The organism is Marinobacter sp. (assembly GCF_033722195.1).
Taxonomy (GTDB): domain Bacteria; phylum Pseudomonadota; class Gammaproteobacteria; order Pseudomonadales; family Oleiphilaceae; genus Marinobacter.
The window spans coordinates 18,445-45,025 of the sequence record NZ_JAWVZL010000005.1 but is presented as its reverse complement, the minus strand read 5'-3'; the positions used below and the strand labels follow the sequence as shown (position 1 = coordinate 45,025).

The 26,581-nt window shown below is 63.0% G+C and carries 23 protein-coding genes and 2 tRNA genes; 9 read left to right on the top strand and 16 right to left on the bottom strand.

The features are described from left to right. The first annotated feature begins 69 nt into the window (after positions 1 to 69). A complete protein-coding gene (locus R3280_RS02015) occupies positions 70 to 1,167 on the top strand; it encodes a response regulator (RefSeq protein ID WP_413468731.1) in 1,098 nt (365 codons plus the stop codon). Positions 1,168 to 1,177: 10 nt separating this feature from the next. Here the strand turns inward: R3280_RS02015 and R3280_RS02010 are convergent, their stop codons facing one another. Beyond that, positions 1,178 to 1,795, bottom strand: a complete 618-nt coding sequence (locus tag R3280_RS02010) for a nucleotidyltransferase family protein (RefSeq protein WP_318996905.1) — start codon at positions 1,793 to 1,795, stop codon at positions 1,178 to 1,180. Positions 1,796 to 1,889: 94 nt separating this feature from the next. Between R3280_RS02010 and R3280_RS02005 the strand changes: the two genes are divergently transcribed. After that, the gene (locus tag R3280_RS02005) at positions 1,890 to 2,741 is read left to right on the top strand and encodes a 6-pyruvoyl trahydropterin synthase family protein (RefSeq protein ID WP_318996904.1); all 852 of its coding nucleotides are present in this window, start codon (positions 1,890 to 1,892) and stop codon (positions 2,739 to 2,741) included. A gap of 112 nt (positions 2,742 to 2,853) precedes the next feature. Here R3280_RS02005 and R3280_RS02000 read toward each other — a convergent pair. The 3 genes from R3280_RS02000 to gltX form a co-directional block, all read right to left on the bottom strand. After that, a tRNA-Glu gene (locus tag R3280_RS02000) sits at positions 2,854 to 2,929 on the bottom strand. Positions 2,930 to 2,936: 7 nt separating this feature from the next. Then, a tRNA-Ala gene (locus R3280_RS01995) sits at positions 2,937 to 3,012 on the bottom strand. Positions 3,013 to 3,116: 104 nt separating this feature from the next. Beyond that, positions 3,117 to 4,601, bottom strand: a complete 1,485-nt coding sequence (gene gltX / locus R3280_RS01990; protein WP_318996903.1) for a glutamate--tRNA ligase — start codon at positions 4,599 to 4,601, stop codon at positions 3,117 to 3,119. 158 nt (positions 4,602 to 4,759) lie between these two features. Between gltX and R3280_RS01985 the strand changes: the two genes are divergently transcribed. Continuing rightward, complete coding sequence (locus tag R3280_RS01985) at positions 4,760 to 5,821, top strand: zinc ABC transporter substrate-binding protein (protein ID WP_318996902.1); 1,062 nt, start codon at positions 4,760 to 4,762, stop codon at positions 5,819 to 5,821. Here the strand turns inward: R3280_RS01985 and R3280_RS01980 are convergent. Both R3280_RS01980 and R3280_RS01975 read right to left on the bottom strand, forming a co-directional pair. Next, complete coding sequence (locus R3280_RS01980; RefSeq protein ID WP_318996901.1) at positions 5,801 to 6,715, bottom strand: AEC family transporter; 915 nt, start codon at positions 6,713 to 6,715, stop codon at positions 5,801 to 5,803. The two genes, R3280_RS01985 and R3280_RS01980, sit on opposite strands and share 21 nt — an antisense overlap. Positions 6,716 to 6,871: 156 nt before the next feature. Further along, a complete protein-coding gene (locus R3280_RS01975) occupies positions 6,872 to 7,537 on the bottom strand; it encodes an SOS response-associated peptidase (protein ID WP_318996900.1) in 666 nt (221 codons plus the stop codon). A 143-nt stretch (positions 7,538 to 7,680) separates the two neighbouring features. Here R3280_RS01975 and dusA point away from each other — a divergent pair, with 143 nt between their 5' ends. The 5 genes from dusA to R3280_RS01950 all read left to right on the top strand — a co-directional run bounded on the left by dusA (position 7,681) and on the right by R3280_RS01950 (position 12,242). Then, entirely contained in the window at positions 7,681 to 8,727 is a 1,047-nt protein-coding gene (dusA, locus tag R3280_RS01970; RefSeq protein WP_318996899.1) for a tRNA dihydrouridine(20/20a) synthase DusA, read from the top strand. A 144-nt stretch (positions 8,728 to 8,871) separates the two neighbouring features. Then, positions 8,872 to 9,837: a transaldolase gene (gene tal, locus R3280_RS01965; RefSeq protein WP_318996898.1), complete on the top strand. Its 966-nt coding sequence runs from the start codon at positions 8,872 to 8,874 to the stop codon at positions 9,835 to 9,837. 22 nt (positions 9,838 to 9,859) lie between these two features. Further along, positions 9,860 to 10,315: a TerB family tellurite resistance protein gene (locus R3280_RS01960; RefSeq protein ID WP_318996897.1), complete on the top strand. Its 456-nt coding sequence runs from the start codon at positions 9,860 to 9,862 to the stop codon at positions 10,313 to 10,315. 11 nt (positions 10,316 to 10,326) lie between these two features. Then, positions 10,327 to 11,454, top strand: a complete 1,128-nt coding sequence (locus R3280_RS01955) for a 3-deoxy-7-phosphoheptulonate synthase (RefSeq protein WP_318996896.1) — start codon at positions 10,327 to 10,329, stop codon at positions 11,452 to 11,454. After that, positions 11,451 to 12,242: a glycerophosphodiester phosphodiesterase gene (locus tag R3280_RS01950; RefSeq protein WP_318996895.1), complete on the top strand. Its 792-nt coding sequence runs from the start codon at positions 11,451 to 11,453 to the stop codon at positions 12,240 to 12,242. Before R3280_RS01955 ends, R3280_RS01950 begins: the two co-directional genes overlap by 4 nt. A 27-nt stretch (positions 12,243 to 12,269) precedes the next feature. Here R3280_RS01950 and sthA read toward each other — a convergent pair whose 3' ends face one another. The 10 genes from sthA to R3280_RS01900 all read right to left on the bottom strand — a co-directional run bounded on the left by sthA (position 12,270) and on the right by R3280_RS01900 (position 22,778). Beyond that, a complete protein-coding gene (sthA, locus tag R3280_RS01945) occupies positions 12,270 to 13,661 on the bottom strand; it encodes a Si-specific NAD(P)(+) transhydrogenase (protein ID WP_318996894.1) in 1,392 nt (463 codons plus the stop codon). 86 nt (positions 13,662 to 13,747) lie between these two features. Beyond that, a complete protein-coding gene (gene nqrM, locus R3280_RS01940; RefSeq protein WP_318996893.1) occupies positions 13,748 to 13,990 on the bottom strand; it encodes a (Na+)-NQR maturation NqrM in 243 nt (80 codons plus the stop codon). Between the two features lie 9 nt (positions 13,991 to 13,999). Next, positions 14,000 to 15,034, bottom strand: a complete 1,035-nt coding sequence (locus R3280_RS01935) for an FAD:protein FMN transferase (protein WP_318996892.1) — start codon at positions 15,032 to 15,034, stop codon at positions 14,000 to 14,002. Positions 15,035 to 15,043: 9 nt separating this feature from the next. Next, positions 15,044 to 16,270 carry an NADH:ubiquinone reductase (Na(+)-transporting) subunit F gene (gene nqrF / locus R3280_RS01930; protein ID WP_318996891.1) on the bottom strand — a complete coding sequence of 409 codons (1,227 nt, stop codon included), beginning with the start codon at positions 16,268 to 16,270 and terminating at the stop codon, positions 15,044 to 15,046. A 38-nt stretch (positions 16,271 to 16,308) separates the two neighbouring features. Next, positions 16,309 to 16,917 (bottom strand): NADH:ubiquinone reductase (Na(+)-transporting) subunit E, encoded by a 609-nt coding sequence (gene nqrE, locus R3280_RS01925; RefSeq protein ID WP_318996890.1) that lies wholly within the window; start codon positions 16,915 to 16,917, stop codon positions 16,309 to 16,311. After that, positions 16,917 to 17,582 carry an NADH:ubiquinone reductase (Na(+)-transporting) subunit D gene (locus R3280_RS01920; protein WP_318996889.1) on the bottom strand — a complete coding sequence of 222 codons (666 nt, stop codon included), beginning with the start codon at positions 17,580 to 17,582 and terminating at the stop codon, positions 16,917 to 16,919. Before R3280_RS01920 ends, nqrE begins: the two co-directional genes overlap by 1 nt. Before the next feature lie 2 nt (positions 17,583 to 17,584). Next, the gene (locus R3280_RS01915) at positions 17,585 to 18,388 is read right to left on the bottom strand and encodes a Na(+)-translocating NADH-quinone reductase subunit C (protein ID WP_318996888.1); all 804 of its coding nucleotides are present in this window, start codon (positions 18,386 to 18,388) and stop codon (positions 17,585 to 17,587) included. After that, entirely contained in the window at positions 18,375 to 19,589 is a 1,215-nt protein-coding gene (locus R3280_RS01910) for an NADH:ubiquinone reductase (Na(+)-transporting) subunit B (protein ID WP_318996887.1), read from the bottom strand. Before R3280_RS01910 ends, R3280_RS01915 begins: the two co-directional genes overlap by 14 nt. Positions 19,590 to 19,593: 4 nt before the next feature. Then, positions 19,594 to 20,940, bottom strand: coding sequence for a Na(+)-translocating NADH-quinone reductase subunit A (locus R3280_RS01905; RefSeq protein ID WP_318996886.1), 1,347 nt, complete (start codon positions 20,938 to 20,940; stop codon positions 19,594 to 19,596). 362 nt (positions 20,941 to 21,302) lie between these two features. Continuing rightward, positions 21,303 to 22,778 (bottom strand): glyceraldehyde-3-phosphate dehydrogenase, encoded by a 1,476-nt coding sequence (locus R3280_RS01900; RefSeq protein ID WP_318996935.1) that lies wholly within the window; start codon positions 22,776 to 22,778, stop codon positions 21,303 to 21,305. A gap of 236 nt (positions 22,779 to 23,014) precedes the next feature. Between R3280_RS01900 and mfd the strand changes: the two genes are divergently transcribed. After that, entirely contained in the window at positions 23,015 to 26,551 is a 3,537-nt protein-coding gene (gene mfd / locus R3280_RS01895; RefSeq protein ID WP_318996885.1) for a transcription-repair coupling factor, read from the top strand. Positions 26,552 to 26,581 lie beyond the last annotated feature (30 nt).

Below are 26,581 nucleotides of genomic sequence, written 5' to 3'. Positions count from 1 at the left end.
GGGGACGCCCGGGCAGACCGCCGGCCGGCGTTGATCACACAGACACGTGGTAAAGGTTGAGGTTGTATGATGGCTATCAAGAACGCACTTCTGGTGGACGACTCCAAGGTGGCCCGTTTCGCGCTCAGCAAACTGCTGGAGGGCCGCGAGATGGAGGTCAATATGGCCGGCTCCGCCGAGGAGGCACTGGAATACCTCAGCAACAACGGCCGGCCGGACGTCATCTTCATGGACCACCTGATGCCGGGCATGAACGGCGTCGAGGCCACCAAGGCCATCAAGGGCAACCCGGACACCGCCGCCATTCCCATCATCATGTGCACGTCCAAGAAGTCAGCCTCCTTCATGGAGGAGGCCCGCAACTTCGGCGTCTACAACATTCTCACCAAACCGCCCCACACCGAGGGGCTCAATTCGGTGCTGACCCAGCTGGCCAGCGATGTGGCGGAAGGCAACCTGCCAGAGGCCCCCAAACTGACCGCCGTTACCGACCAGGATGCCGGTGAGGACGACGTCCAACTGCCGCCCCACGCCTCCCTGGACATGACGCCCAAGGGCGAAGAGCGGGGCAACGGCCGCGCCACCGGCCCCCAGGTGGTACCGCTGACCAGCGAGCTGATCGAGCAGATTGCCCGCTCGGCGGTGAAAACCCACATCAACAATCGGCTGCACGAGCTGCTCAGCAGCCTGTTTGACGAGCAGTTCGACCATCTCAAGCGGGCCCTGGACGAGGCCGACCGCAAACAGGGCCAGGCCCTGGAAGACCGTCTCGGCGCGGTTACCGAGGCCCTGGAAAAGCAGACTCAGAACCTGAAGGACGAGCTAACCACCGAAGTCAGCCTGACCCTGGCCCGGGAGATGGCGGAACTGCGCAAGGATCTGACCCGCAGCGGCGGTTTCACGCGCGAGCATATGGCCGAGCTCAAGGACCACATCACCAGCGTCCAGACCATCGACACCGAGTTCTGGCAGACCCTGCAATCCGAGGCCATCCAGCAGGCCCACGAGATCTCCCGGGAGACCGCCGAGGACATCGCCCAGCGCACCATCGACCTGTATGTGAACCAGCAGAAAGCCGCCAGTTCCCGACTCTACACCCTGGGACTGTCGGTGAGCCTGGGCATATTTGCGGTGGGTATTGCCTGGTTGTCAGGCCTCTTCGCCTGACCCGAAGCGCTTACGGGTCCTGAGCCGCCCCCGTGAAAGCAAGGGACCGCCAGCGCCGCCACTGGGCCGGGGTATCCAGGTCCCGATCACAGCCCGCCATCCGGATGGTATGGGCGCCCTTCCTGCGCAGCACCTGAGCCGCGCCCCTGTCTCCACGCAATTCCATAAGCTCGGGCCAGAGTCCACGCGGCAGGTATGCCGGCACTCCAGGGCGGCCCCCGTGGTCGGCGGCGACGGGCTGGTCCGGCCGGGCTTCGGCAGCGGCGGCCAGCGCCTGCAGGGATGCCGGCGCAATCAGCGGCTGGTCCACCAGCAACACAAAGCAGCCGGGCACATCCACCGGCAAGGCCGCCAGTCCGGTCTGCAGGGATGAGGCCATACCCTCCGGCCAGCGCTCGTTGAACAGCCAGCGGTAAGGCCGGCGCCGGCAACGGTAGCGCAGCAGCGGATAGCGGCAGCCGGCCACCACCCAGACCCGCGGGCCCAGGCAGAGGCCCTGACCCATGGCGTGGTCCAGCAGACTGCCCTCGCCCCAGCTCAGCATGGCCTTGGACCGCCCCATGCGGCGGGAGGCACCGGCGGCCAGGATCAGGACCGGGAACCGGGAAGACGGGGGCGCGTCGGCCATCGCATTTTCTCACTCTGCCAGGCGGTTTTTTGCTAGAATCCGGCACTATTCAACCATACCCGCGCAAGCAGACCTATTGTCAGCAGGCCTCTTCATGAACCACCTTTTCGTCGACAACCTGACCGTGATCGATTTCGCCTACCTGGACCCGAGCCGCGGCCTGGTGGGGGAAAGCTGGATCGTGGACGTGGTTCTGGGTGGCGAGCTGGACGAGCAGGGCATGGTGTTCGACTTCAGCGCCGTCAAACGCAGCATCAAGCGGGTGATCGACGAGCGGGTCGACCACCGGCTGGTGGTGCCGGCTGACTATCAGGGCCTGGAGCTGGCCCGGGACACCGGCAACACCCTCGTGTGGCAGCTGCGGGACGGCGGGCGCATCGTGCATCGGGGGCCGCAGGAGGCCTTTGTGCTGGTGCCCGGCGAGACCCTGATCACTTCTGCGGTGGCGCAGTTGCTGGAGCGGGAACTCAGGACCGTGCTGCCGGGCAATGTGCAGGACATCCAGATCCAGCTGCGGGAGGAGATCATCGAGGGCGCCTACTACCACTATGTCCACGGCCTCAAGAAGCACCTGGGCAACTGCCAGCGCATCGCCCACGGCCACCGCTCGCCGATCCAGATTCGACGCAACGGCCAGCGGGACCTGACACTGGAGCGCCACTGGGCCAGGCTCTGGCAGGACATCTATGTGGGTTCCGAGGAGGACGTCAGCGACCGTTACGTGGACGACCAGGGCACCGCCTACGTCACCTTCGACTACGAGGCCAACCAGGGCGAGTTCAGCCTGACGCTGCCCGAGGAGCGAGTCTACATGATGGACAGCGACACCACGGTGGAGCTGATTGCCGCCCACATTGCCGACCAGTGTAAGCGGCAGCTACCGGAGGACAGCATTCAGGTGAAAGCCTTCGAGGGGGTTGGTAAGGGGGCGCTGGCGGTGCGCTAGCGCCAGGCGGGTCCGGCAGGGCCCTTTCCGGCTCCGAATGACAGACACAAAAAAACCGCCAGCAGGCGGTTTTTTTGATGGCTGGCCGGCATGCACCGGACTGCCTGAATAGTGGCGTCCCCTACCGGGTTCGAACCGGTGTTACCGCCGTGAAAGGGCGGTGTCCTAGGCCACTAGACGAAGGGGACTGAAAAATGGTGGAGCCAGACGGGATCGAACCGTCGACCTCGACGCTGCCAGCGTCGCGCTCTCCCAGCTGAGCTATGGCCCCATCAACGGAGCGGTATATTAGTGATCGGTCCGGGGTGCGTCAACCCCGGCAACCGCATTTTTTTCAGATAATTCGCGATCGCCGGGAAATCGATCAATTACCGCTCAGTCCAGCGCCAGACTGGCGTATTCCTTTTCCACCGTCTTGGTTTCCTTCTTGGAAAAGCCACCGAGCACATTCAGGGCATGGCGCAGGCGGGAGCGGGTCATGTCCGGCCCCAGCAAGGCCATGGAGTCCATCACCGACCAGGAGTTGGGGGTGCCGGCGATGGCCACGAAGATCGGCGTCATGAAGTCCCCCATCTTCAGGTCCATGGCCTTGGCCAGGGCCTTGATGTCGGCGAAGATGTTGGCCTTGCTCCAGTGACGCTGGGCTTCCAGGCGCCAGAGGGTGAACTGCACCACCCGCCGCAGGGTGCCGTCATCCAGCTTGGAGTGGTTGAAGTCCTCAGGGGTAAGGTTCAGCAGGCCGGAGAACATGAAAGCGGCCATGGGCGCCACATCGCTGAAGATCTCCGCCCGGCCCTTGATATGGGGTACCAGCTCGGCCAGGGCCTCGCGGTTGAACCACCAGTCCCGCATCCGGTCCATGAACTGCTCGTCGCTGAGGTCCTCCCGCAGCCAGACGCCGTTCAGCCAGCGCAGCTTGTCCATATCGAAGATGGGCCCGCCCAGGGACACCCGCTGAATGTCGAAGTTGGCCACCATCTCGTCCAGGGTAAACTTCTCGCGCTCATCCGGCATGGACCAGCCCATCCGACCGAGGTAGTTCAGCACCGCCTCCGGCATGAAGCCCATGCGCTCGTAGAAATTGATGCTGGTGGGGTTCTTGCGCTTGGACAGCTTGCTCTTGTCCGGGTTGCGCAGCAGCGGCATGTGGCACAGTACCGGCATCTGCCAGCCGAAGTACTCGTACAGCAGCTTGTGCTTGGGCGCCGAGTTGATCCACTCCTCGCCCCGCAGCACGTGGGTGATGGCCATCAGGTGGTCGTCCACCACATTGGCCAGGTGGTAGGTAGGCATGCCGTCGGACTTCAGAAGGATCTGGCAGTCCACCTGGGCCCAGTCGATTTCAATGGTGCCCCGCAGCATGTCGTCGATCTGGCAGACGCCCTCGTCCGGCACTTTCATGCGGATCACGTAGGGCTCGCCCGCATCCAGCCGCCGTTTGACCTCGTCCGCCGGCAGTTCCAGGTCGCCCTTGATACCGGGATTCAGGCCCTGGGCCTTGCGCTCCTCCCGGATCGCCTCCAGCTCCTCCGGCGTACGGAAACAGTAGAAGGCATGGCCCTTGTCCACCAGCTCCATGGCGTACTGGCGGTAATCGCCCTTGCGCTCGGACTGGCGGTAGGGCGCGTAGGGGCCGCCCACGTCCGGGCCCTCGTCCCACTCCAGGCCGAGCCAGCGCAGGGCCCGCAGGATGTCCCGTTCGGATTCGGCGGTGCTGCGGGCCTGGTCGGTATCCTCGATGCGCAGGATGAACTGGCCACCGTGCTGGCGCGCGAAACACAGATTGAACAGCGCCACATAGGCAGTGCCTACGTGTGGATCACCGGTGGGGGACGGCGCGATGCGGGTACGTACGGTCATGAAAGCATCCTGGTTGACGGGCGCCGCGAACGGCAGCCGTGAGTGGAAAAGCCCGCATTATACCGGCGATGACCGGATTTCGCATGAGCGGGTCAGGATTGACTGTGCCGTTCAATGCAATATTATAACATTCCAAATTTATTCAGCCGGAAGACCCCATGCGCCGATCCCGATTTCCCTCACTGTTGCCCTCCGCCGCCCTGCTGGCCCTGCTGCTGCCCGCCGGCGCCGCATTCGCCGAGCCGGACGTCCGCATCGTCACCTCCCTGAAGCCCATCGAGCTGCTGGTACACGCCGTGGCCACGCCGGGGATGACGGTCACCACCCTGGTGCCCAGCGGCGCCAGCCCCCACACCTACCAGATGCGACCCTCTGAGCGGCAGGACCTCGCCCGGGCGGACCGGATCTTCTGGGTGGGCCCGGGCATGGAAAACTTCCTGAATCGCATACTGACCGGACCGGATTTCACCGACCGGGCGGTGAGCCTGGCGCCGCCGGGCCTGCTGACGGCGCATGGCGACGAAGAGCATGATGACGAGGGCCATGAGGACCATCATGATGAGCACCACGATGATCACCACGGCCACGACGAGCACCATCACGATGAGCATCATGGTGACCACCACAAGGAGGAAGGCCATGAAGAAGCTCATCACGAACAGGCCGAAGACCCCCACGCCCACGACCATGGCCACGGTGCCGACCCCCACCTCTGGCTTGACCCCGCTCTGGCGCTGATCATGGCCGGCCAGATCCGGGACTCCCTGGCAACACTGCCGGGCGCCGACAAGGCCGCCCTCGATGCCAACCTGGCCCGCTTCCGGGACACCATGAAGGCCAAAGAGAGTCAGATCCGCCAGCAGCTGCAGCCGGCCCGGGACATCGCCATCTTCACCTACCACGACGCCTTCGGCCGCTTCGCCGAGCATTACGGGCTGTCCATCGCCGGGGTTCTGACCCCGACCCCCGAGCGCTCACCGGGCGCACAGCACCTGGCCAAGGTGCAGCAGCAACTGGCCCAGGCCGGGCAGCCCTGCCTGCTGACCGAACCCCAGTTCAGCCGCCAGTGGTGGCGCAACCTGACGGAAGAAGTGAACCTGCGCTTCAGCACTTGGGATCCGCTGGCCAGCGACATCGAAGCGGATCAGGACGGTTACCTGGAATTCCAGCAGAGCCTGGCGGACGCCGTGCTCAAGTGCCTACCAGAGCAGGCCCAGTAACAGTGGCACGGTGACGGTGGCCAGCAGGGTCTGGCCACTGATTATGGCGGCCATCAGGGGGGCGTCGCCCCCCAGCTGGCGGGCCAGGATGTAGGAGGAGGACGCCGTCGGCAGGGCCGCCAGCAGAATCGCCACCTGCAGCATCAGGCCACTCACCCCCAGCAGCAGCGCCAGACCCAGGGTCAGCAGGGGAAACGCGACCAGTTTGGCAACGGCGGCCACCACGAAGGGCATAGACGCGCCCCGCAGGGCCCGCAGCTGCAGGCCGGCACCCACCGTCATCAACCCCAGCGGCAGCGCCAGGTTGCTCAGCGGCTCCAGCATGCCCGCCAGGATCGGATGGAAGCCGATCCGGAAGAAGCTCCAGACCACCCCCACCACCGACCCGATGATCAGCGGGTTGGTGACAATGGCCTTGAGCACCGGCTTGAAACGGATCGGGCCCTGATCCGCAGTCAGCGCGAACATCACGATGCACAGTAGGTTCAGCAGTGGCACCATCACCGCCACCGCAATGGCCATCAGCGACAGGCCCGCGTCTCCCAGCAGCAGACCGGCCGCCGCCAGCGCCACATAGGAGTTGAAGCGGGCGGCTCCCTGGAACACCGAGGAATAGACCGGGCCCGACCAGGACCAGATCAGACGGACGATCACCAGCAGGGCCGTCATGGCCGCCAGCATGGCCAGGATCAGCACCGCGATTTCCAGATAAGCGGAAGGAGCCAGCTCGGCGCTACCCAGCTTGTAGATCAGCATGGCGGGGAAAAGCGCGTAGTAGGTGAAGCGCTCCGCCAGCGGCCAGAAACCTTCACCCGGGAACTGCCAGCGCCGGAACAGGTAACCCAGCATGATCAGCCCGAAAATCGGTACCAGTGCCTCAACCATCACTGCCATCGGAACCGCTCTCCCTTCTGGTCTCGCTACCGCACAGGCGCGGAATGATAGCAGCCCGCCGGTTTCCTCGACAGCAGACCCTCGGACGGATACTGAAAGGTCCCGGTGAAGAATCGGCGATCACCACGGATGCCAGCCGCTTTCTGCCGGGACCGCTCAGTCCGGGTCAAGAACCTCGGCCTCGCCCACCGGCGACAGATTGTTCGGGCTGCATACCGGCTGACATACCAATGGCGCCGGGATATGGCTGCGCAGCAGGCCCCGGAAGGCATCGACATCGTGGAAACCCGGATCCAGCCAGAGGTCGAAATCCTCCGGCCGCAGCATCAGCGGAATGCTCTTGGGGTGAATGTGCTCAAAGCGGGGGTGCGGCGGCAGTGTGATCACGGTAAACGCATGCACCAGCTCGTCTTCGAACTGGTAGGAGCGCCAGAGGCCCCCCAGCGCCGTGGCCTCCCCTTCAGGATGAATGTTGTAGACCTGCTTGCCCCTCCATTCGTGAAAGGCGCTGACCGGCACGACGCAGCGCTGGGACCGGAACGCACTCTTCCACAACCTGCTCTCCATCAGGCGGCTGGACTTGGCATTGAAGGTGCTGAACTTGGGATTAGGGCGGTAGCCGGACTCATCCGGCTTCTCCTCGATGAGCAGCGACCAGATGCCCGGTACCAGATGACGCTTGCCGCCGTTTTCCAGTACAAAATCAGCGGTGCCCCCCGGCGGTACGTTCTTCTGCGGCCGGGGATACAGGCCCGGCAGGCCCAGCTCCTCCATGAGGCCCTGAACCAGAGGGTCGTCACTGACGTTGAAACGGCCACACATACCTTCTCCCTGGCCCGCGCAGGCCATGGGCCCCAAGCAACGAATTCCTGCCCATCAGACGGGCGCCAACACCAGAATACGATCCCGGCAGGCTGCGGCCAACCCCGATGTCCGCAGCGCCACTTTGTTGGTAAACTGCCGCCATGAATTCGACCTCGACCCAGAAACACTTGTCAGATGCCGTGGACGCCCGCGCGCCGGAGCCGTCCCGACGCTTCTGCGTCGCACCGATGATGGACTGGACGACCAGTCACTACCGCTACCTGGCCCGGACCCTGTCCCGTCATGCCCTGCTCTATACCGAGATGGTGACCACCGGGGCGCTGATTCACGGTGACACCGAGCGTTTTCTGCGCCACCAGGCCTACGAATACCCGCTGGCCCTGCAGCTGGGCGGCAGCGATCCGGCCGAGCTGGCCCATTGCGCCCGCCTGGCGGAAGCCGCCGGCTACAGCGAGGTGAACCTGAACGTGGGCTGCCCCAGCGACCGGGTCCAGAACAACATGATCGGCGCCTGCCTGATGGGCCATCCGGACCGGGTGGCCGAGGCCGTTGCCGCCATGATCGGCGCCACCCGCCTGCCGGTCACCGTCAAGCACCGCATCGGCATCAATGGCCGGGAATCCTGGCAGGACCTGTGCGAGTTCATCGAGAAAGTGGCCGCCGCCGGCTGCCGGACCTTTATCGTGCATGCCCGGATCGCCGTGCTGGAGGGTCTGAGCCCGAAGGAAAACCGGGACGTGCCGCCGCTCAAGTACGACTGGGTCTACCGCCTCAAGCAGACTTACCCGGAGCTGGAAATCATCATCAACGGCGGGATCAGAACCTTCGCCGAGTGTGACGACCACCTGCGCCATGTGGACGGGGTGATGCTGGGCCGGGAGGCCTATCACAACCCCTGGCTGCTGGCCGGAGTGGATACCGAATTCTTCAACGCGCCGGCGCCGGTGGCCAGCCGCCATCAGGCCCTGCGCCGCATGCTGCCGTTCATCCAGGCGGAACTGGACCGGGGCGTCTACCTGGGCCATATGTCCCGCCACCTGCTGGGTCTGTTCCATGGCTGCAAGGGGGGCAAGCAGTTCCGCCGCCACATCAGCGAGAACGCCCACAAGTCCGGCGCCGGCCTGGAGGTGATCGAAACCGCCATGAGTCTGGTGCCGGAAATGGAGGTCCGGGCCGAGCCTGCCTGACCGCCCGGTCTAATAGCGGCCATCTCGCCTGCCCTGGCGCCCAGGCGCCTTGTTCCTGTCAAATCCCGCGGTTATTGTAGTTACAGAAGGCCGGCGGGCGCGCCCCGGCGCCGGCCCGGACAATAACACCGATCAGGACGACACATGACAACCAAGCTTGAACAACTGAAAGCCATGACCACCGTGGTGGCCGATACCGGAGACCTGGAGGCGATTGCCCAGTGGCGGCCCGTGGACGCCACCACAAACCCCTCACTGCTGCTCAAGGCGGCCGCTTCCGAGGCCTACCGGCCCATGCTGGATGCCGCCATTGCCGAATCCCTGAGCGCACGGGCCGCCGACGCCGACCAGCTGGCCTACGCCACCGACATGCTGGCAGTGATGGCCGGTGAGAAGATCCTGAAGCTGATTCCCGGCGTGGTATCCACCGAGGTGGACGCCCGCCTGTCCTTCGATACCGACGGTACCGTGGCCCGAGCCCGGCGCCTGATCGAAATGTACGACCAGCGCGGTGTCGATCCGTCACGGGTGCTGATCAAGATCGCCTCCACCTGGGAGGGCATTCGTGCCGCCGAGCAGCTGGAGAAGGAAGGCATCCGGTGCAACCTGACGCTGCTGTTCTCCTTCGTCCAGGCCGCGGCCGCCGCCGACGCCGGGGCCTACCTGGTGTCCCCCTTCGTGGGCCGGATCCTGGACTGGCACCTGGCCAATTCCGATCGTGACGCCTTCGCGCCGGCGGAAGACCCGGGTGTGCTCTCGGTGACCCGGATCTACAACTACTTCAAGGCCAATGGCTACGACACCGTGGTCATGGGCGCCAGTTTCCGCAACGCCGGCGAGATCGAGATGCTGGCCGGCTGCGACCGGCTGACCATCAGCCCCGCGCTGCTGCAGACCCTCCAGGACGACACTGGCGACTTGCCCCGCCGGCTGTCCCCGGAGAAGGCCAGGTCCAGCGACCAGCGCCTGGCCATGGACGAGAACCGCTTCCGCTGGGAGTCCAACGAGGACGCCATGGCGACGGAAAAGCTGGCGGACGGCATTCGCCGCTTCGCCGCCGACCAGATTCAACTGGAAAACCAGGTCCGTAAGCTGTCCAGCGCGGCCTGACCTGTAACTGTGAGAGCGGCCGATGATCGATCTTCTGAAGCAGTGGTTCAGCAACGACACGGGCCGGGAGCAGCGGCCGCCGGATAAACACGACCTGGCGGTCGCCGCCACTGCGCTGATGGTCCAATTGTCTCGGGTGGACAACAACGAGGATGATCGGGAACTGGAAACCATCGTCGACTGCGCAGTGCGGGCCCACGAGGTCACGCCGGAGGAGGCCCGGGCAATCCTGGACGATGCCCGGTCCCACGCCAGCGACGCCACGTCGCTCTACGAGTTCACCGGCAAGCTCAACGACCAGCTCGACCAGGAGGGCAAGCAGGTGATCCTTGAGAGCATCTGGCGGGTCGCCTTCGCCGATGGCCGAATCGACAAGTACGAGGAACACCTTATACGCCGGATGGCGGACCTGCTGCATCTTAACCATCGTGAGTACATGCAGTGTCGCCATCGGGCGGAAGAGAAGATGTCTTCATGACGGAGTAAGCCATGCTCGCCATACTTCACCCGGATACGCCTCTGGACAGCCAGGCTTACCGGGAGACCATGCAGTTTCTGGAGAACCTGCCCAACGTTTCGGTGCGGGTCCACGAGGTCCAGGGCACTCATCAGAAGCTGACCGAAATCTATCTGCTGGGGGAAACCAAGACCCTGGACAAGGATGAGATCGCCGCCCTGCCCGCGGTTGAACGCGTCATCCGCATCTCCGAGGACTACCGGATCCTGGGCCGCCATCGGGACGGCCAGCGCCAGAACGGTTTCAGCTACAACGGTGTCAGCTTCACCCAGGAAAACCTGAACGTGTTCGCCGGCCTCTGCGCCGTCGACAACCAGGAGCACGTGGACATCATGATGCGGGCCCTGAGCGAGCACGGCCAGGTCTGCACCCGCATGGGCGCCTACAAGCCCCGTACCAACCCCTACTCGTTCCAGGGCCACGGCAAGGGCTGTCTGCCCTGGGTGTTCGAGACCGCCGGCAAGTACGGCATCAAGGTGATCGCCATGGAGATCACCCATGAGAGCCACATCGAGGAAATCGATCAGTGCCTGGAGAAGCTGGGGCGGCCGACCGGGGTCATGCTGCAGGTGGGCACCCGCAACACCCAGAATTTCGAGCTGCTCAAGGCCATTGGCCGCCAGAAGACCTACCCGGTGCTGCTCAAGCGCGGTTTTGGCATCACTCTGAATGAATCACTGAACGCCGCCGAGTACCTGGCCAGCGAGGGCAACGCCAACGTCGTTTTCTGTCTGCGGGGCATGAAGACCGAGGCCGGCCAGCCCCATCGCAACATGGTGGATTTCGCCCACGTACCCACCGTCAAGCGTCTGACCCGCATGCCGGTGTGCGTCGACCCCTCCCACTCCGTGGGAAGCCGGGACCGGGCGCCGGACGGTCTGCTGGATGTAACCCATGCCACCGCCCAGGGCATCATCGCCGGTGCCAACATGGTGCTGGCGGATTTCCATCCGCGGCCGGAAAAAGCCCTGGTGGACGGACCCCAGGCCCTGCAGATGTCCGAGCTGCCTGCCTTCCTGGCGGACATACAGCTCTGTCACGACACCTGGAAGAAACGCCAGGCGCTTTACCGCAAACTCGAAGGAAACGAGTCAGAATGATCGTGTACGGACATCGCGGCGCCAAGGGAGAGGCGCCGGAAAACACACTGGCCAGCTTTCGTCATGCCTACCGCCACGGCATCCGGCATTTCGAGCTGGACCTGCTGCTCTCCAAAGACGGCGTTCCGGTGATCATCCACGACCAGACACTGGAGCGGACCACCGGCCACAGCGGCAAAGTGGCGGATCTGACCGCCGCCGAGCTGGCCAAGCTGGACGCCCGGCGCAACACATCGCCCTGGCCCAAACCCACGGGCGTGCCCTCGCTGGTGGACTTTCTGGAAGCGTTTCCCGATCTGGAGCATGTGCAGCTGGAGGTGAAAACCGACAGCCGCCACCGCCTCAACATCCTGTGCAATCGGCTCACCGAGCTGGTCCAGCGCAACAAGCTGGTCAACCGGGTGGCCATCACCTCCTCAGACACCTGGTTCCTGCAGGAAACCAAGCGCCGGGACCGGACCATCCGCACCGGCCTGGTGGCGGACCGGCGCTTTCCCAACCCGCTCAAGCAGGCCCTGCGGCTGAAATGCGACTATCTGTGCCTGAACTGGCGAATCTGCAGCACGGCCATGGTGGAGGCGGCCCACCAGCGGGATCTGCACGTGTCCACCTGGACCGTGAACCGGATCCACGACATGCTGGAGCTTGAGAAGCGTGGTGTGGACAGCATCATCACGGATTTCCCCACCAGCACCCACATCTACTTCCAGAACCGCGACAGCACCCTGCAATTGCGCCTGCCCGAGCGGGGCAAGAATCAGGACGAGCCCGCTACCACCAGCCCCTGAGGCAAGCGGCAGCGGCCGGAAACCGGATCAGAAAATCCGGTTCAGCCCGTTCAGTGCCGCCACCCGGTAGGCTTCCGCCATGGTGGGGTAGTTGAAGGTGGTGTTGATAAAGTAGTTGAGGGAGTTGGCCTCGCCTTCCTGGTTCATGATGGCCTGGCCGATGTGCACGATTTCCGCCGCCTGGTCGCCGAAGCAGTGGATACCAAGGATCTCCCGGGTTTCCCGGTGGAACAGGATCTTCAGCATGCCCACGGCTTCTCCGGTGATCTGCGCCCGGGCCAGGTCCTTGAAAAAAGCCTGGCCAACCTCGTAAGGCACCTTGGCCTCCGTCAGCTCACGTTCGGTGCGCCCCACCGAGCTGATCTCCGGAATCGTGTAGATTCCGGTGGGCACGTCCGACACGTAGCGGAAATGCTCGTCCTTGACGATATCCGAGGATGCCGAGCGACCCTGATCGTAGGCGGCGCTCGCCAGGCTGGGCCAGCCGATCACATCGCCGGCAGCATAGACGTTGGGCACTGCCGTCCGGTAGTGCTCATCCACCGCCAACTGGCCACGGCTGTTGGGCTCAAGGCCGATGTTCTCCAGCGCCAGGCGGTCGGTGTTGCCGGTGCGGCCGTTACACCAGAGGAATGCGTCGGCACGGATCTTCTTGCCGGATTTCAGCGACAGCACCACCCCCTGCTCGTCACCGTCCACCGACTCGTATTCCTCGTTGTGCCGCACCAGGACCCCGTTGTTGCGCAGGTGGTAACTGAGGGCGTCTGAAATTTCGTCATCCAGGAAGGTAAGCAGCCGGCTGCCGGGGTTGATCAGGTCCACCTTGACCCCGAGCCCGGCAAAAATCGACGCGTACTCGCTGCCGATGACACCCGCACCGTAGATGATCAGCGTTCGCGGCGTGTGGGACAGGTTGAGGATGGAGTCACTGTTGTAGATCCGGCGATGGCGGAAATTCACATCCGGTGGCAGGTAGGGACGTGAGCCGGTGGCGATGACGACACTCTTGGTGTGCAGGACATCGTCCGCCTTGGCGCCCCGCACCTGGATCCGGTTGGCGTCGATGAAGGAAGCCTCTCCGGTGATCAGGTCGACCCGATTGCGGGCGTAGAACTGGGTTCTGAGCTTGACCTGCTTGCCGATGACTTTCTGGGCGTTTTGCAGCACACGGGGAAAGGAGAACCAGCGGGGCTCACCAATGTCGCGGAACATGACATTGGTGTTGAAGGTGATGATCTGCTTGACCGAGTGCCGCAAGGCCTTGGAGGGGATGGTGCCCCAATGGGTGCAGTTGCCCCCGACTGTCTGCTTGTCTTCGATGATCGCGACACGTTTACCGCTTTTCGTCGCATTCATGGCGGCGCCTTCGCCAGAAGGGCCCGCTCCGATCACAACGACGTCGTAATGATGTTCTGCCATCTGCGCAGTGTCTCCTCAGCTACGTCTAGGAATTTGTCTGAGCCGTACAGAATGCAAAAACCGGCCCTCGGGCCGGTTTGCTGGTATCAGGAACGTTTTTCGTCCATGGCGTTGTAGGCCAGTGGCGTGCCGTCTTTGGCGGCCTTGCGCTCGTTCTCTTCTTCGCATTTCTTGGTGTCACCCCCGCAGATATCACAGGAACCCCCGAGACCCAGGGCGCCGATACCCCCGCAAGTGCCGCTGATGGGCTTGCGGCCCATGATGACTCCGATTGACATGGCCACCAGCAGGAAGCCGACAATCAACAAAACCAGAAGAAAGGTCCCCATAGATCCCCCTCAATCCACAATGTAGGACGAAAACGCCGGCGTCTGATAGGTCTCAAACCCGCTCTCGCCCCTGACAATAAAATAGGCCGCCAGGTTCAGTCGGGTGGCCAGTGCCATGGCCTTCTCATGGCCCATGACGTTGAATGCCGTCGCCAGGCCGTCGGCCATGGTGCAGTTCTCCACGATCACCGTCACCGAGGCCAGCTTGTGTTTGATCGGCCGCCCGGTTTCCGGGTCAATGGTGTGGGAGAACCGTCGGCCGTTCACTTCGTAGTAATTACGGTAATCGCCCGAGGTGGCCATCGCCTGGTCCTCAAGCACCACGATCCGGTTCACCTGCCGGGCCTGCTCCACCGGTTCCTCCACCGCCAGCCGCCAGGGTTGCTCGCCGGGCTTGCGGCCATGGGCCCGGACCTCTCCCCCGATCTCCACCAGGAAGGCATTGGCGCCCTCGGCGGCAAGGTATTCGGCCACCGCATCCACCGCGTAGCCCTTGGCGATAGCCGACAGGTCAATGTACTGACGCTTGCTGCTGCGGACCGCCGGTGGCTCCTCCCGCAGCTCCAGTGTCTCATATCCGACGCTGGCGAGCACGGACGCCAGGGCCGCGTCGTCCGGCACGGTGTCCGGTCGAGCTTCCGGGCCGAAGCCCCAGAGGTTCACCACCGGCCCTACCGTCACATCAAAGGCACCGTCCGACAGCTTCGATATGTTGTGGGCCGCTGCCAGTACCTCGTATAACGGCTGGGAAATGGGGAACCACTCGCTCTGGTCTTCGACCGTGTTGAAGCGCGACAGTTCCGAATCCGGCCGCCAGGTGGACATGGAGCTGTCCACCGTCTCCAGCACGGCCTTTATGCCGTCCGCCAGGTTCCGCAGGCGGTCCGGATCGTTTTCGAGCACCAAATCGACGGTATAGCGGGTGCCGAAGACCGGACCGGAGATCTCCCAGACCTTTTTCTCAGGTTCAAACGAACAGCCCGCCAGGGCCATGATGGCAGCAGCCACCACGGCCAAGGCGGGCCGGATCACGCTGGATGTCATGAGTCTGTATCAGCCCCCGAAGTCATCCAGCATGATGTTCTCGTCTTCAACACCCAGGTCCTTGAGCATCTTGATGACCGAGGCATTCATGATTGGCGGCCCGCACATGTAGAACTCACAATCCTCCGGTGCCGGGTGGTCCTTCAGGTACTTGTCGTAGAGCACGTTGTGGATGAAGCCTGTGGGCCCGTCCCAATTGTCGTTTGGCTGGGGGTCGGAAAGCGCCACGTGCCATTCGAAATTGTCGTTCTCCTCCGCCAGACCATCGAAGTCCTCCACGTAGAACATCTCGCGGACACTCCGGGCGCCGTACCAGAAGCTGATCTTACGCTTGGAGTTCAGGCGCTTGAGCTGGTCGAAGATATGAGAGCGCATGGGCGCCATGCCGGCACCGCCGCCGATGAAAACCATTTCAGCGTCGGTCTTCTTGGCGAAAAACTCGCCGAAGGGACCGAATACGGTGATCTTGTCACCGGGCTTGAGGTTGAACACGTAGGTGGACATCAGCCCAGGCGGGTGATCGGTTCCCGGAGGCGGTGTCGCGATACGGATGTTGAACTTCAGCACACCCTTCTCTTCCGGGTAGTTGGCCATGGAGTAGGCCCGAATCACCTCCTCCTTGTTCACACCCCGGTAGCGCCAGATGTCGTGCTTGTCCCAGTCTTCGTGGAACTCTTCCTCGATGTCGAAGTCCTTGAAGCTGATGTCGTAGGGCGGACATTCCAGCTGAACGTAGCCACCGGCACGGAAGTCCACTTCCTCGCCTTCCGGCAGCTTCAGCACCAGTTCCTTGATGAAGGTCGCCACGTTGTGGTTGGACTCCACCGTGCATTCCCACTTCTTCACACCGAAGAATTCCTCCGGCACTTCCACTTTCATGTCCTGCTTCACCGGGACCTGGCAGGACAGGCGCCAGCCTTCCTTCTCTTCCCGGTTGGTGAAGTGGGTCTTCTCGGTGGCCAGCATGGCACCGCCGCCTTCCAGGACCTTGCACTTGCACTGGGCGCAGGTGCCGCCGCCACCACAGGCGGAGGACAGGAAGATACCGTTACTCGCCCGGGTACCCAGCAGCTTGCCGCCGGCCTCGGTGGTGAGGGTATGTTCCGGGTCGTCGTTGATTTCGATAGTCACGTCACCGGTGCTGACCAGCCTCGAGCGTGCCGCCAGGATAATCGCCACAAGCGACAGCACGATAACGGTGAACATGACCACGCCAAGAATGATTTCTGTATTCATGGTCTCGCCTTTTCGTTAAACCAGATCAACGGGTTCGGTTACAGGGAGATGCCGGAGAACGACATGAACCCGAGCGACATCAGACCGACGGTGATGAACGTGATGCCCAGACCGCGAAGCCCTTCGGGCACGTCGCTGTACTTGAGCTTCTCACGGATACCGGCCAGGGCCAGAATCGCCAGCGCCCAGCCTGCGCCGGCGCCGAAGCCGTACACCAGACTCTCACCGAAGGTGTAGTCCCGCTCAACCATGAAAAGGGAGGCACCCAGGATGGCGCAGTTCACCGTGATCAGCGGCAGGAACACACCGAGGGCCGCATAGAGCGCCGGTATGTACTTGTCCAGGATCATTTCCATGATCTGAACCATGGCCGCGATCACACCGATGTAGGTCAGCAGACCCAGGAAGCTCAGGTCCACATTGGGCAGACCGGCCCAGCCCAGCGCCCCTTCCCGCAGGATGTAGTTGTAGATCAGGTTGTTGACCGGCACGGTCAGGGTCAGCACCACCACCACGGCGATGCCCAGACCGAACGCCGCTTCGATCTTCTTGGAGATGGCCAGGAAGGTACACATCCCCAGGAAGAAGGCCAGCGCCATGTTCTCTACGAAGATGGCCTTAACGATCAGGCTTATATAGTGCTCCATCAGAAGGCCTCCTTCACTTTATGCCGTGACATCTTGTAGTCCGGCGCCTCAACCTGCTCCGGCTTCCAGGCCCGCAGACCCCAGATCGCCAGACCGATGATGAAGAACGCACTGGGCGGCAGCAGCAGCAGGCCGTTGGGCACGTACCAGCCGCCCTCGTTGACCACCGGCATCAGGCTGACTCCGAACAGCGAACCGGCACCGATCAGCTCCCGGAAGAACGCCACGAAGATCAGCAGCACCGAGTAGCCCAGACCGTTACCGATGCCGTCCAGGAAGCTCAGCCAGGGCCCTTCCTTCATGGCGAAGCCTTCGGCCCGGCCCATGACGATACAGTTGGTGATGATCAGACCCACGAACACCGACAGCTGTTTGCTGATCTCATAGGCGTAGGCCTTGAGCACCTGATCCACCACGATAACCAGCGACGCGATGATGGTCATCTGCACGATGATCCGGATGCTGTTGGGAATCTGCGTCCGGACCAGGGATACCGCCAGGTTGGAAAATGCCGTTACCGCGATCACCGAGGCACACATGACCAGGGTCACGTTCATGCTGGTGGTCACAGCTAGCGCCGAGCAGATCCCGAGAATCTGCAGGGCGATGGGGTTGTTGTTGAATACCGGTTCGAAGAGAACCTGCTTGGCTGTCAGATCCGCCATGATCAGACCTCCCCTTGACGAAGTTTTTTCAGATAAGTCGCGAAACCGCGCTCACCCATCCAGTAATTCACCAGGTTCTCCACACCGCGGCTGGTGAGGGTGGCGCCCGAAAGGCCGTCAACCTTGTGCTCGCGGTCCTGGGCATCGGCACTGACACCGCCCTTGACCAGGCGAATCTGGGGGTCACCGATTTCCTCGTCGTAGAGCTGCTTGCCAACCCACTGGGACTTCCAGCGGGGGTTGTCCACCTCGCCACCAAGGCCCGGGGTTTCAGCGTGATCGTAGAAGCCGATGCCCTCGATGGTGTTCAGGTCCCCTTCCAGGGACACGAAGCCGTACAGGGTCGACCAGAGGCCGTACCCGTGGATCGGCAGCACCACCCGCTTGAGCTCACCGTCCTCCCGCAGCAGGTAGATCTTGGTGACGTTGGGACGACGCTTGATACCCGCCGGGTCTTCCGCGGCCGGAAGATTGATGGAGAGTTCCGGATTGGCGGCGGCACGATACTGGTCGTAGCTCATCACATCCGAGGCACCCACCTCGTCAGGATCCACGTATTCTCCGGTATCCAGGTTCACAAGGCGCACATCGAACTCCTGGAAGGTCTGCTCGATTTCCTGCGGACTCATGCCGGGCTCCAGCATGCCCGCTGCGGCCAGGATGTTGCTCTTGATGTCCAGGCTCTGGTTGGTGATCTGGATCGGGCGCAGCATGACCGCCGCCGCCGATACCACGACCGAACACACAATGCACAGTGCCAGGGCCACCATGATGGTTCTGGAGACGGTTTCCTTAGGCTTGGACACGGGCGAGCCTCCGTTTTACGTTGGCCTGAACCACGTAGTGGTCCATCAGCGGAGCGAAAAGATTGGCGAACAGGATGGCCAGCATGACGCCCTCCGGGAAGGCCGGGTTGATGACCCGGATCAGCACGGTCATCACGCCAATCAGGATACCGAAACACCATTTACCCGTGTTGGTCATGGCAGCGGACACCGGGTCGGTGGCCATGAACATCATGGCGAAGGCGAAGCCGCCGATCACCAGGTGCCAGTGGGGGGGCACGTCGAACATGGGGTTGGTTTCCGAACCCACGATGTTGAGCAGCAGCGACATGGCGATCATACCCAGCATGACGCCACCGACAATCCGGTACGAGGCGATCTTCATTACCAGCAGGGCGATACCGCCGATCAGGATCATCAGGGTGGAGGTTTCCCCCATGGAGCCCTGAATGGTGCCGATGAACGCGGACATCCAGCCGATCTGCTCTTCCAGGGCCTGGACACCGCCGGACGCGGCCCAGCTCAGCGCCGTGGCGCCGCTGAATCCGTCCACCGCGGTCCACACGGTGTCGCCTGAAATCTGCGCCGGATAGGCGAAGTACAGGAAGGCGCGGCCGGTGAGTGCCGGGTTGAGGAAGTTCTTGCCGGTACCACCGAAGACTTCCTTGCCGATCACCACGCCGAATGTGATACCCAGTGCAACCTGCCAGAGCGGGATGGTGGGCGGACAGATAAGCGCGAACAGCACTGAAGTCACGAAGAAGCCCTCGTTCACCTCGTGGCGACGCACGGTGGCGAAAAGCACTTCCCAGAAACCGCCCACCACGAAGGTGACGAAATAGATGGGCACGAAATAGGCCATGCCATAGACAAAGTTGTCCCACCAGCCGGCGCCGGCGCCGGTGACCGCCAGGGCCTGGATGAAGGCCGTGTGCAGGCCGCCGTCCGCCACCATGGCATCCGGATTGGTGGCCAGGTAACTGTTGGCCTGGTAGCCGATGTTCCACATGCCGAAGAACATGGCCGGGAAAGTGAACAGCCACACCGTGATCATGATGCGCTTCAGGTCGATGCCGTCGCGGACATGGGAGGTAGTGGAGGTTACCTTGCCAGGCGTGTAGAAAATGGTATCCACGGCTTCGTAGAGCGCATACCAGCGCTCGTATTTGCCACCTTTCTCAAAGTGGTGCTCGATACCGTCGAGAAACTGTCGAATAGCCATCTGTTTAGCCCTCGATCTCGATACGGGTCAGGTTCTCGCGAAGAATCGGACCGTATTCATATTTACCCGGGCACACAAAGGTACACAGGGCCAGATCTTCTTCATCCAGCTCCAGCGCACCCAGTTTCTGTGCCGTTTCGGTGTCACCGACAATCAGCGACCGCAGAAGCTGGGTCGGCAGGATGTCCAGCGGCATGATGGCCTCGTAGGCGCCCACCGGCACCATGGCCCTCTCGCTGCCGTTGGTGGTGGTGGTCAGATCGAACAGCCGCCCCTTCATCAATTTGGAGATGTAGATATTGAGTGTGGAGAATTTGCGGGTGCCCGGCGACAGCCAGCCCATGAATTCGCGCTTGTGACCCTCTTCCAGCACCGATACCTGGTTGGCGAAACGGCCCAGGTAGGCGCATGGACCGGCAGCACGGCGACCGCCGAAAACGGATCCGGAAATCAGCCGCACCTCACAATCGGTGGCGATCTCTCCCTCCATAAGCTCGGTCAGGCTGGCGCCGATGCGGGTTCTCACCAGTCGCGGCTTCAGCGCCTTGGGGCCACCAATGGCAACCACCCGGTCCACCGGCAACTCGCCGGTCTGGAACAGCAAAGCAATATCGATCACGTCCTGGTAACCAATGGACCAGACCACCTTGTCGCCACCCACCGGATCCAGGTAGTGGATGTGGGTGCCAACGTTACCGGCCGGGTGAACGCCGTCGAACTGCTGGACTTCCACACCTTCCACCTTGGGTACCGGCACGTCGGAGCCGGGCTTGCCGGTGACGAAGACCTTGCCGGTGGTGAGCTTGGACAGCAGACGCAGGCCCTGCTCGAAGGCAGCCTTGTTCTGACCGATGATCACGGTCGGATCTGCCGCCAGCGGATTGGTGTCCATCACCGAGACGAAAATCGAGTGCGGCGAGGTGTCGATGGCCGGCACCTTGCTGTAGGGGCGGGTACGGAAGGCGGTCCAGAGACCGGACTCGATCAGGTTGTCCACCACCTGCTGACGCTCGAGGCCAGCCAGATCGGCCTCGCTGTAGCGGGCAAAGGTTTCGGCCTCATCACCGTCCACCTCGATCACGATGGACTGGAAAACCCGGCGCTCCCCCCGGTTGATTTCCTTGACCACACCGGCAGCCGGTGAGGTGTATCGAACGCCTTCGGTCTTCTTGTCCGTAAACAGCAGCGACCCGCGCTTTACACGGTCCCCTTCTTTAACAGCCATCGTCGGCTTCATGCCGTTGTAGTCGAAACCGATCAATGCCACGTGCTTGACGGGCTTGCCATCGGTAATGGTCTGCTCAGGGGCGCCGCTGATGGGAAGATTCAGGCCTTTTTTGATCTTGATCATTAGCCTCGTCCAATCATCAGAAACTTAGTCGGATTTGTAGCGCCGGGCCCAGGAGGAATCACTTGCAGAAAGGCGTAGCCAGGCTCTCTGGAGCCATGACCCTGTGTCACCGTGAGAGTTTGCACGGACTGCGCCAACTGGATAAGCGAAAAATACGGGTGCCAGACGTACCCAAAATCGCGCCAATTATAGAGGTTGGGGCCTTGCATTTCCACCAGAACCACCGCGACTTTGTAGCGAATCACCCGCTGGAGGCGCGCCGCAACGAGCCTCCCGAGTCCGCACAAAAAACCCCCGCAGGTTACAAACCGGCGGGGGTTCGGGTCATCGGAACACCCTCCAGGAGGGCAATCCGGCAACGATCAGTCGGCGAACTGCTCTGGCCGCTCCCGCTTCGGGAAGATCGGGTAGGTGACCCCGGCCATCTGATTCACGCAACGCACCACCTGGGCACTGTAGCCCGCCTCGTTGTCGTACCAGACGTAGAGGATCAGACGGTGACCGCCGGCAATGGTGGCCTGGGCATCAACAATACCGGCGTGACGGGAGCCCACGAAGTCGGTGGACACCACTTCCGGTGAATTGACGAAGTCGATCTGCTTTTGCAGCTCCGAGTGCAGCGCCATCTCCCGCAGGTATTCGTTGACCCCCTCCACCGTCACTTCCTTGCTCAGGTTGAGGTTGAGAATGGCCATGGACACGTTGGGGGTGGGCACCCGGATGGCATTACCGGTGAGTTTGCCTTTAAGCTCCGGCAACGCCTTGGCCACGGCCTTGGCGGCGCCGGTCTCGGTGATGACCATGTTCAGCGGGGCGCTGCGACCACGGCGACTGCCCTTGTGGTAGTTGTCAATCAGGTTCTGGTCGTTGGTGTAGGAATGTACCGTCTCGACATGACCGTCCTCGATACCGTACTGGTCGTGAATGGCCTTGAGTACGGGCGTGATGGCGTTGGTGGTGCAGGAGGCGGCTGACAGGATCTTGTCGTCGTCGGTGATCCAGTCGTTGTTGATGCCGTAAACGATGTTCTTGATATTGCCCTTGCCCGGGGCAGTCAGGATGACCCGACTGACGCCCTTGGACTTGAGGTGCAGACCCAGGCCGTCCTCATCACGCCAGATACCGGTGTTGTCGATCACGATGGCGTTCTTGATGCCGTAGCTGGTGTAGTCCAGGGTATCCGGGCCGTCGGAGTAGATCACCTTGATGTAGTTGCCGTTGGCAATAATGGCGCAGTTGTCGTAATCCACGGATATCGTGCCCTTGAAGGAACCGTGGACCGAGTCACGGCGCAGCAGGCTGGCGCGCTTCTCCAGGTCGTTGCTGGCACCGCCCTTGCGTACCACGATGGCCCGCAGGCGCAGGTTATTACCGCCACCGGCCTTCTCGATCAGGATACGGGCCAGCAGGCGGCCGATCCGACCGAAGCCGTAGAGCACCACATCCTTGGTGTCCTTTTCGGCATTACTGGCAGATTCGGCGCTGTGCTTGCCGATGATCTCGCCGATCTCGCGCTGCAGGAAGGCATCCAGGGAATCGGCGCCGCCTTCGTTGCGGAACTTGACCGCCAGCTTGCCGATATCGATGTGGGCACAGCCCAGTTCCAGGCGATCCATGGCTTCCAGGATCGGGAAGGTGTCGTGCACGGACAGTTCGCTGTTCTCAACCTGGCGGACGTAGCGATGGGCACGGAGAATGCCGATCACAGACTGGTTGATGATCGCGCGACCGTAGATCGACGTAACCACGTTGTTCTTGCGGTAAAGACGACCGATCAGCGGAATCATCGCCTCGGCGGTGGACTCCCGCTCCGTCCAGTCGGACAGGTGCTCATTCATCTGTTCGTGACTCACGCGTAAACCTCTGCAGTTAACGTTAGCAGACACGGGGGTGGCTGCCGGGAAAATTGGGCGCATATTATCCAATTTAATGCCCCTGATCGCAAATGCCTCCGGCCGGCCACAGGCAATCAGACCGCCATGACACCATCCACCGCGGCCGTTAGAATAACCGCCCGACATTCACCGGAGAGTCGCCCTCTCCCAAGCAGACCCGGCAGGAGTTCCCAGCGCCCATGAGCCAAGGCAGCGTAGAGCAACCGGCAGTTACCGCAGTGGCCAGCAATCAGCCCCTGGTGGCGCCGCCGTTTCCGGACAGGCCTGGAGACCACCGGGTCTGGAGCGGCCTCTACGGCAGCAGCAATGCCCTGGCCATCTGCGAGAGTGCCCGCGCCCATCCAGGCCTGACCCTGGTGATCGCCGGCAGCACCGACGAGGCCATCCGCCTGGAGCAGGCCATGCGCTTCTACCTGGCCCTGCCTTCCGACGAAGACCAGCCAGGCATCACCGACGACGGTCTGGAGCTTCTGTCTCTGCCGGACTGGGAAACCCTGCCTTACGATCTGTTCTCGCCCCACCAGGACATCAGCTCCCGGCGCATCCGCACTCTGCACCGGCTGCCCCGCACCGACCGCGGGGTGCTGGTGGTGCCGGCCCGCACCCTGATGCACCGGTTGCCGCCGGTGGACTATCTGCAAGGTAACACCCTGCTGCTGGAGGTGGGCCAGTCGCTGGACACAGAGCGCTGGCGCCTGCAGCTGGAGGCCGCTGGCTACCGCCATGCCGACAACGTCTACGAACATGGCGAATACGCGGTCCGTGGTGCGATCCTGGACATCTACCCAATGGGCGCCACCCTGCCCTACCGGATCGATCTGTTCGACAACGAAATCGAGACCCTGCGCACCTTCGACCCGGAAACCCAGCGCTCCATCGACCGGATTGAACGCATCGAGCTACTACCGGCCAATGAATTCCCCTGGCACAAGGAGGCCCGGTCCGCGTTCCGGGGCCGCTGGTTCGAGCAGTTCCCCAATGCCGCCAAGGATGCCCCCATCTATCAGGACATCACCCAGGCGATTACGCCACCGGGCATCGAGTACTACCTGCCGCTGTTCTTCGACAACACCGCCACCCTGTTCGACTACCTGCCGCCGGAAACCCGGGTGTTCACCGCCCCGGGGCTGGAAACCGCGGTGGAACAGTTCCAGGCCGACGCGTGGGGTCGCTACGAGGAACGCCGTCACGACCGCATGCGCCCCATCCTCGAGCCGGCGCAGCTGTTTCTGCGCAAGGAGGAGATGTTCAGCCACCTCAAGCGGTTCGCCCGGGTCTCGCCCCAGGCCGAACCGGCCGGCGGCCAGAGCGCCCGCGAGGTGCATTGCCCCGGCGCGGCCCTGCCCAATGTTGCCATGGACGGTCGTGCCACCGACCCGGCCCGGCGCCTGCGGGAGTTTCTCGCCGATTTCCACGGCCGGGTGCTGATCTGTGCCGAGTCCTCCGGCCGGCGCGAGGCGCTGATCGAAAGCCTGGCGGCCAATCGCATCCGCACCGAACCCCTGGACAGCTGGCAGGCCTTCCTGGCAGCGCCGGATATCCGACTGGCGGTCAGCATCGCACCGCTGGAAGAGGGCCTGTTGCTGCCTGACCAGGGTCTTGCCCTGATCACCGAGACCGCCCTCTACGGGGAGCGGGTGCTGCAGCGCCGGCGTCGGGACAAACCCACAGAGGTCAATGACGGTGGCTACCGCGACCTGTCGGAGCTGCGCGTCGGCGCGCCGGTGGTGCATATCGACCATGGTGTCGGCCGCTACCTGGGCCTGGAAACCATCACCGTCGAGGGCGACGCCGCCGAGTTCCTGAAACTGGAATACGCCGGCAGCTCCAAGCTCTACGTACCGGTGTCCAGCCTGCACCTGATCTCCCGCTACACCGGCAGCGACACCGAACACGCGCCCCTGCACAAGCTCGGCACCGAGCGCTGGAGCCAGGCCAAGCAGAAGGCGCTGGAGAAGATCCGCGACACCGCCGCTGAACTGCTGGATGTCTATGCCCGCCGGGAGGCCCGCGAGGGCTACCAGTTCGACCAGCCCGGCGAGGCCTACCGCAGCTTTGCCGCCGGTTTCCCGTTCGAGGAAACCCCGGACCAGCAGGCCGCCATCGAGGCGGTAATCGCCGACATGACCGGCGAGCGACCCATGGACCGGCTGGTGTGTGGCGATGTGGGTTTCGGCAAGACCGAGGTGGCCATGCGGGCCGCCTTCATGGCCACCCATTCCGGCAAGCAGGTGGCGGTGCTGGTGCCCACCACCCTGCTGGCCCAGCAGCATTATGAATCCTTCCGTGACCGCTTCTCGGACACTCCGGTCAATGTCGAGCTGCTGAGCCGCTTCCGCACCAGTGGCCAGACCAGCACCGCCCTGCAGAACATCGCCGAGGGCAGGGCCGACATTGTCATCGGTACCCACAAACTGCTGCAGGGGGACATCACCTTCAAGAACCTGGGACTGGTGATCATCGACGAGGAGCACCGCTTCGGGGTCCAGCAGAAGGAAAAGTTCAAGGCGTTGCGGGCCGAGGTGGACCTGCTCACCCTGACCGCCACCCCCATACCCCGCACCCTGAACCTGGCAATGGGCCATCTGCGGGACCTGTCCATCATCGCCACGCCGCCGGCACGACGGCTGTCGGTGAAGACGTTCGTGCGTCAGCGCGATGACGCCATGGTGAAGGAGGCCATCCTGCGGGAGATCCTGCGGGGCGGCCAGGTGTACTTCCTCCATAACGAGGTCAACACCATCCAGAAGACCGCCGAGGACCTGCGCCGGCTGATTCCGGAGGCCCGGGTCGGGGTGGCTCACGGCCAGATGCGCGAGCGCGAACTGGAACAGATTATGTCGGACTTCTACCACAAGCGCTTCAACGTGCTGGTGTGCACCACCATCATCGAGACCGGCATCGACATTCCCAGCGCCAATACCATCATCATCGAACGCGCCGACAAGTTCGGCCTGGCCCAGCTGCACCAGCTCCGGGGCCGGGTCGGCCGCTCTCATCACCAGGCCTACGCCTACCTGCTGACACCGCCTCCAAAGAGCCTTACCAGCGATGCCCGCAAACGCCTGGAGGCCATCTCCGAGGCCCAGGACCTGGGTGCCGGCTTCATGCTGGCCACCCACGACCTGGAGATCCGCGGCGCCGGCGAGCTGTTGGGTGAGGAGCAGAGCGGCCAGATCGAGAGCATCGGTTTCACGCTCTACATGCAGTTGCTGGATGAAGCGGTCACCGCCATCCGCGAGGGCCGCACGCCCAACGCCGAACTGCCCCTGAGCCACGGCACCGAGATGAACCTGCGCATTCCGGCGCTGATTCCGGACGACTACCTGCCGGATGTCCACAATCGCCTGATGCTTTACAAGCGCATCGCCAGCGCGGACTCCGCCGACGCCCTGAAAGAGCTGCAGGTGGAAATGATCGACCGCTTCGGCCTGCTGCCGGAACCGGCCAAGAACCTGATGCGCCAGTGCCACCTCCGTCTGCGTGCGGAAGCCCTGGGCATCACCAAGGTGGATGCCGGCAAGGAGTGGGCGCGGCTCGAATTCGGCAGCTCCACTCCGGTGGACCCGCTGATCCTGGTGAAGAAAGTGCAGCAGAGCCCGGACCTGTTCCGGCTGGAGGGGGCCAACAGTTTCCGATTCCGGCTGAAGGATGCCTCCACCGATGGTAAACTCGAGGCCGTTGCCACCATGCTGGACCAGCTCAGGCCAGCCTAGCCCTGCAAACCGATAACTGCGGAGACCGTC

Coding starts and splice junctions, on each gene's coding strand:
- nqrF (WP_318996891.1), bottom strand. CDS start 16,270: ATGAATACAGAAATCATTCTTGGCGTGGTCATGTTCACCGTTATCGTG.
- R3280_RS01975 (WP_318996900.1), bottom strand. CDS start 7,537: ATGTGTGGCCGTTTCAACGTCAGTGACGACCCTCTGGTTCAGGGCCTC.
- R3280_RS01950 (WP_318996895.1), top strand. CDS start 11,451: ATGATCGTGTACGGACATCGCGGCGCCAAGGGAGAGGCGCCGGAAAAC.
- gltX (WP_318996903.1), bottom strand. CDS start 4,601: ATGACCGTACGTACCCGCATCGCGCCGTCCCCCACCGGTGATCCACAC.
- R3280_RS01900 (WP_318996935.1), bottom strand. CDS start 22,778: ATGAATGAGCACCTGTCCGACTGGACGGAGCGGGAGTCCACCGCCGAG.
- nqrE (WP_318996890.1), bottom strand. CDS start 16,917: ATGGAGCACTATATAAGCCTGATCGTTAAGGCCATCTTCGTAGAGAAC.
- R3280_RS01905 (WP_318996886.1), bottom strand. CDS start 20,940: ATGATCAAGATCAAAAAAGGCCTGAATCTTCCCATCAGCGGCGCCCCT.
- R3280_RS02005 (WP_318996904.1), top strand. CDS start 1,890: ATGAACCACCTTTTCGTCGACAACCTGACCGTGATCGATTTCGCCTAC.
- nqrM (WP_318996893.1), bottom strand. CDS start 13,990: ATGGGGACCTTTCTTCTGGTTTTGTTGATTGTCGGCTTCCTGCTGGTG.
- R3280_RS01960 (WP_318996897.1), top strand. CDS start 9,860: ATGATCGATCTTCTGAAGCAGTGGTTCAGCAACGACACGGGCCGGGAG.
- sthA (WP_318996894.1), bottom strand. CDS start 13,661: ATGGCAGAACATCATTACGACGTCGTTGTGATCGGAGCGGGCCCTTCT.
- R3280_RS01985 (WP_318996902.1), top strand. CDS start 4,760: ATGCGCCGATCCCGATTTCCCTCACTGTTGCCCTCCGCCGCCCTGCTG.
- R3280_RS02015 (WP_413468731.1), top strand. CDS start 70: ATGGCTATCAAGAACGCACTTCTGGTGGACGACTCCAAGGTGGCCCGT.
- R3280_RS01935 (WP_318996892.1), bottom strand. CDS start 15,034: ATGACATCCAGCGTGATCCGGCCCGCCTTGGCCGTGGTGGCTGCTGCC.
- R3280_RS01920 (WP_318996889.1), bottom strand. CDS start 17,582: ATGGCGGATCTGACAGCCAAGCAGGTTCTCTTCGAACCGGTATTCAAC.
- R3280_RS01980 (WP_318996901.1), bottom strand. CDS start 6,715: ATGGCAGTGATGGTTGAGGCACTGGTACCGATTTTCGGGCTGATCATG.
- mfd (WP_318996885.1), top strand. CDS start 23,015: ATGAGCCAAGGCAGCGTAGAGCAACCGGCAGTTACCGCAGTGGCCAGC.
- dusA (WP_318996899.1), top strand. CDS start 7,681: ATGAATTCGACCTCGACCCAGAAACACTTGTCAGATGCCGTGGACGCC.
- R3280_RS01955 (WP_318996896.1), top strand. CDS start 10,327: ATGCTCGCCATACTTCACCCGGATACGCCTCTGGACAGCCAGGCTTAC.
- tal (WP_318996898.1), top strand. CDS start 8,872: ATGACAACCAAGCTTGAACAACTGAAAGCCATGACCACCGTGGTGGCC.
- R3280_RS02010 (WP_318996905.1), bottom strand. CDS start 1,795: ATGGCCGACGCGCCCCCGTCTTCCCGGTTCCCGGTCCTGATCCTGGCC.
- R3280_RS01910 (WP_318996887.1), bottom strand. CDS start 19,589: ATGGCTATTCGACAGTTTCTCGACGGTATCGAGCACCACTTTGAGAAA.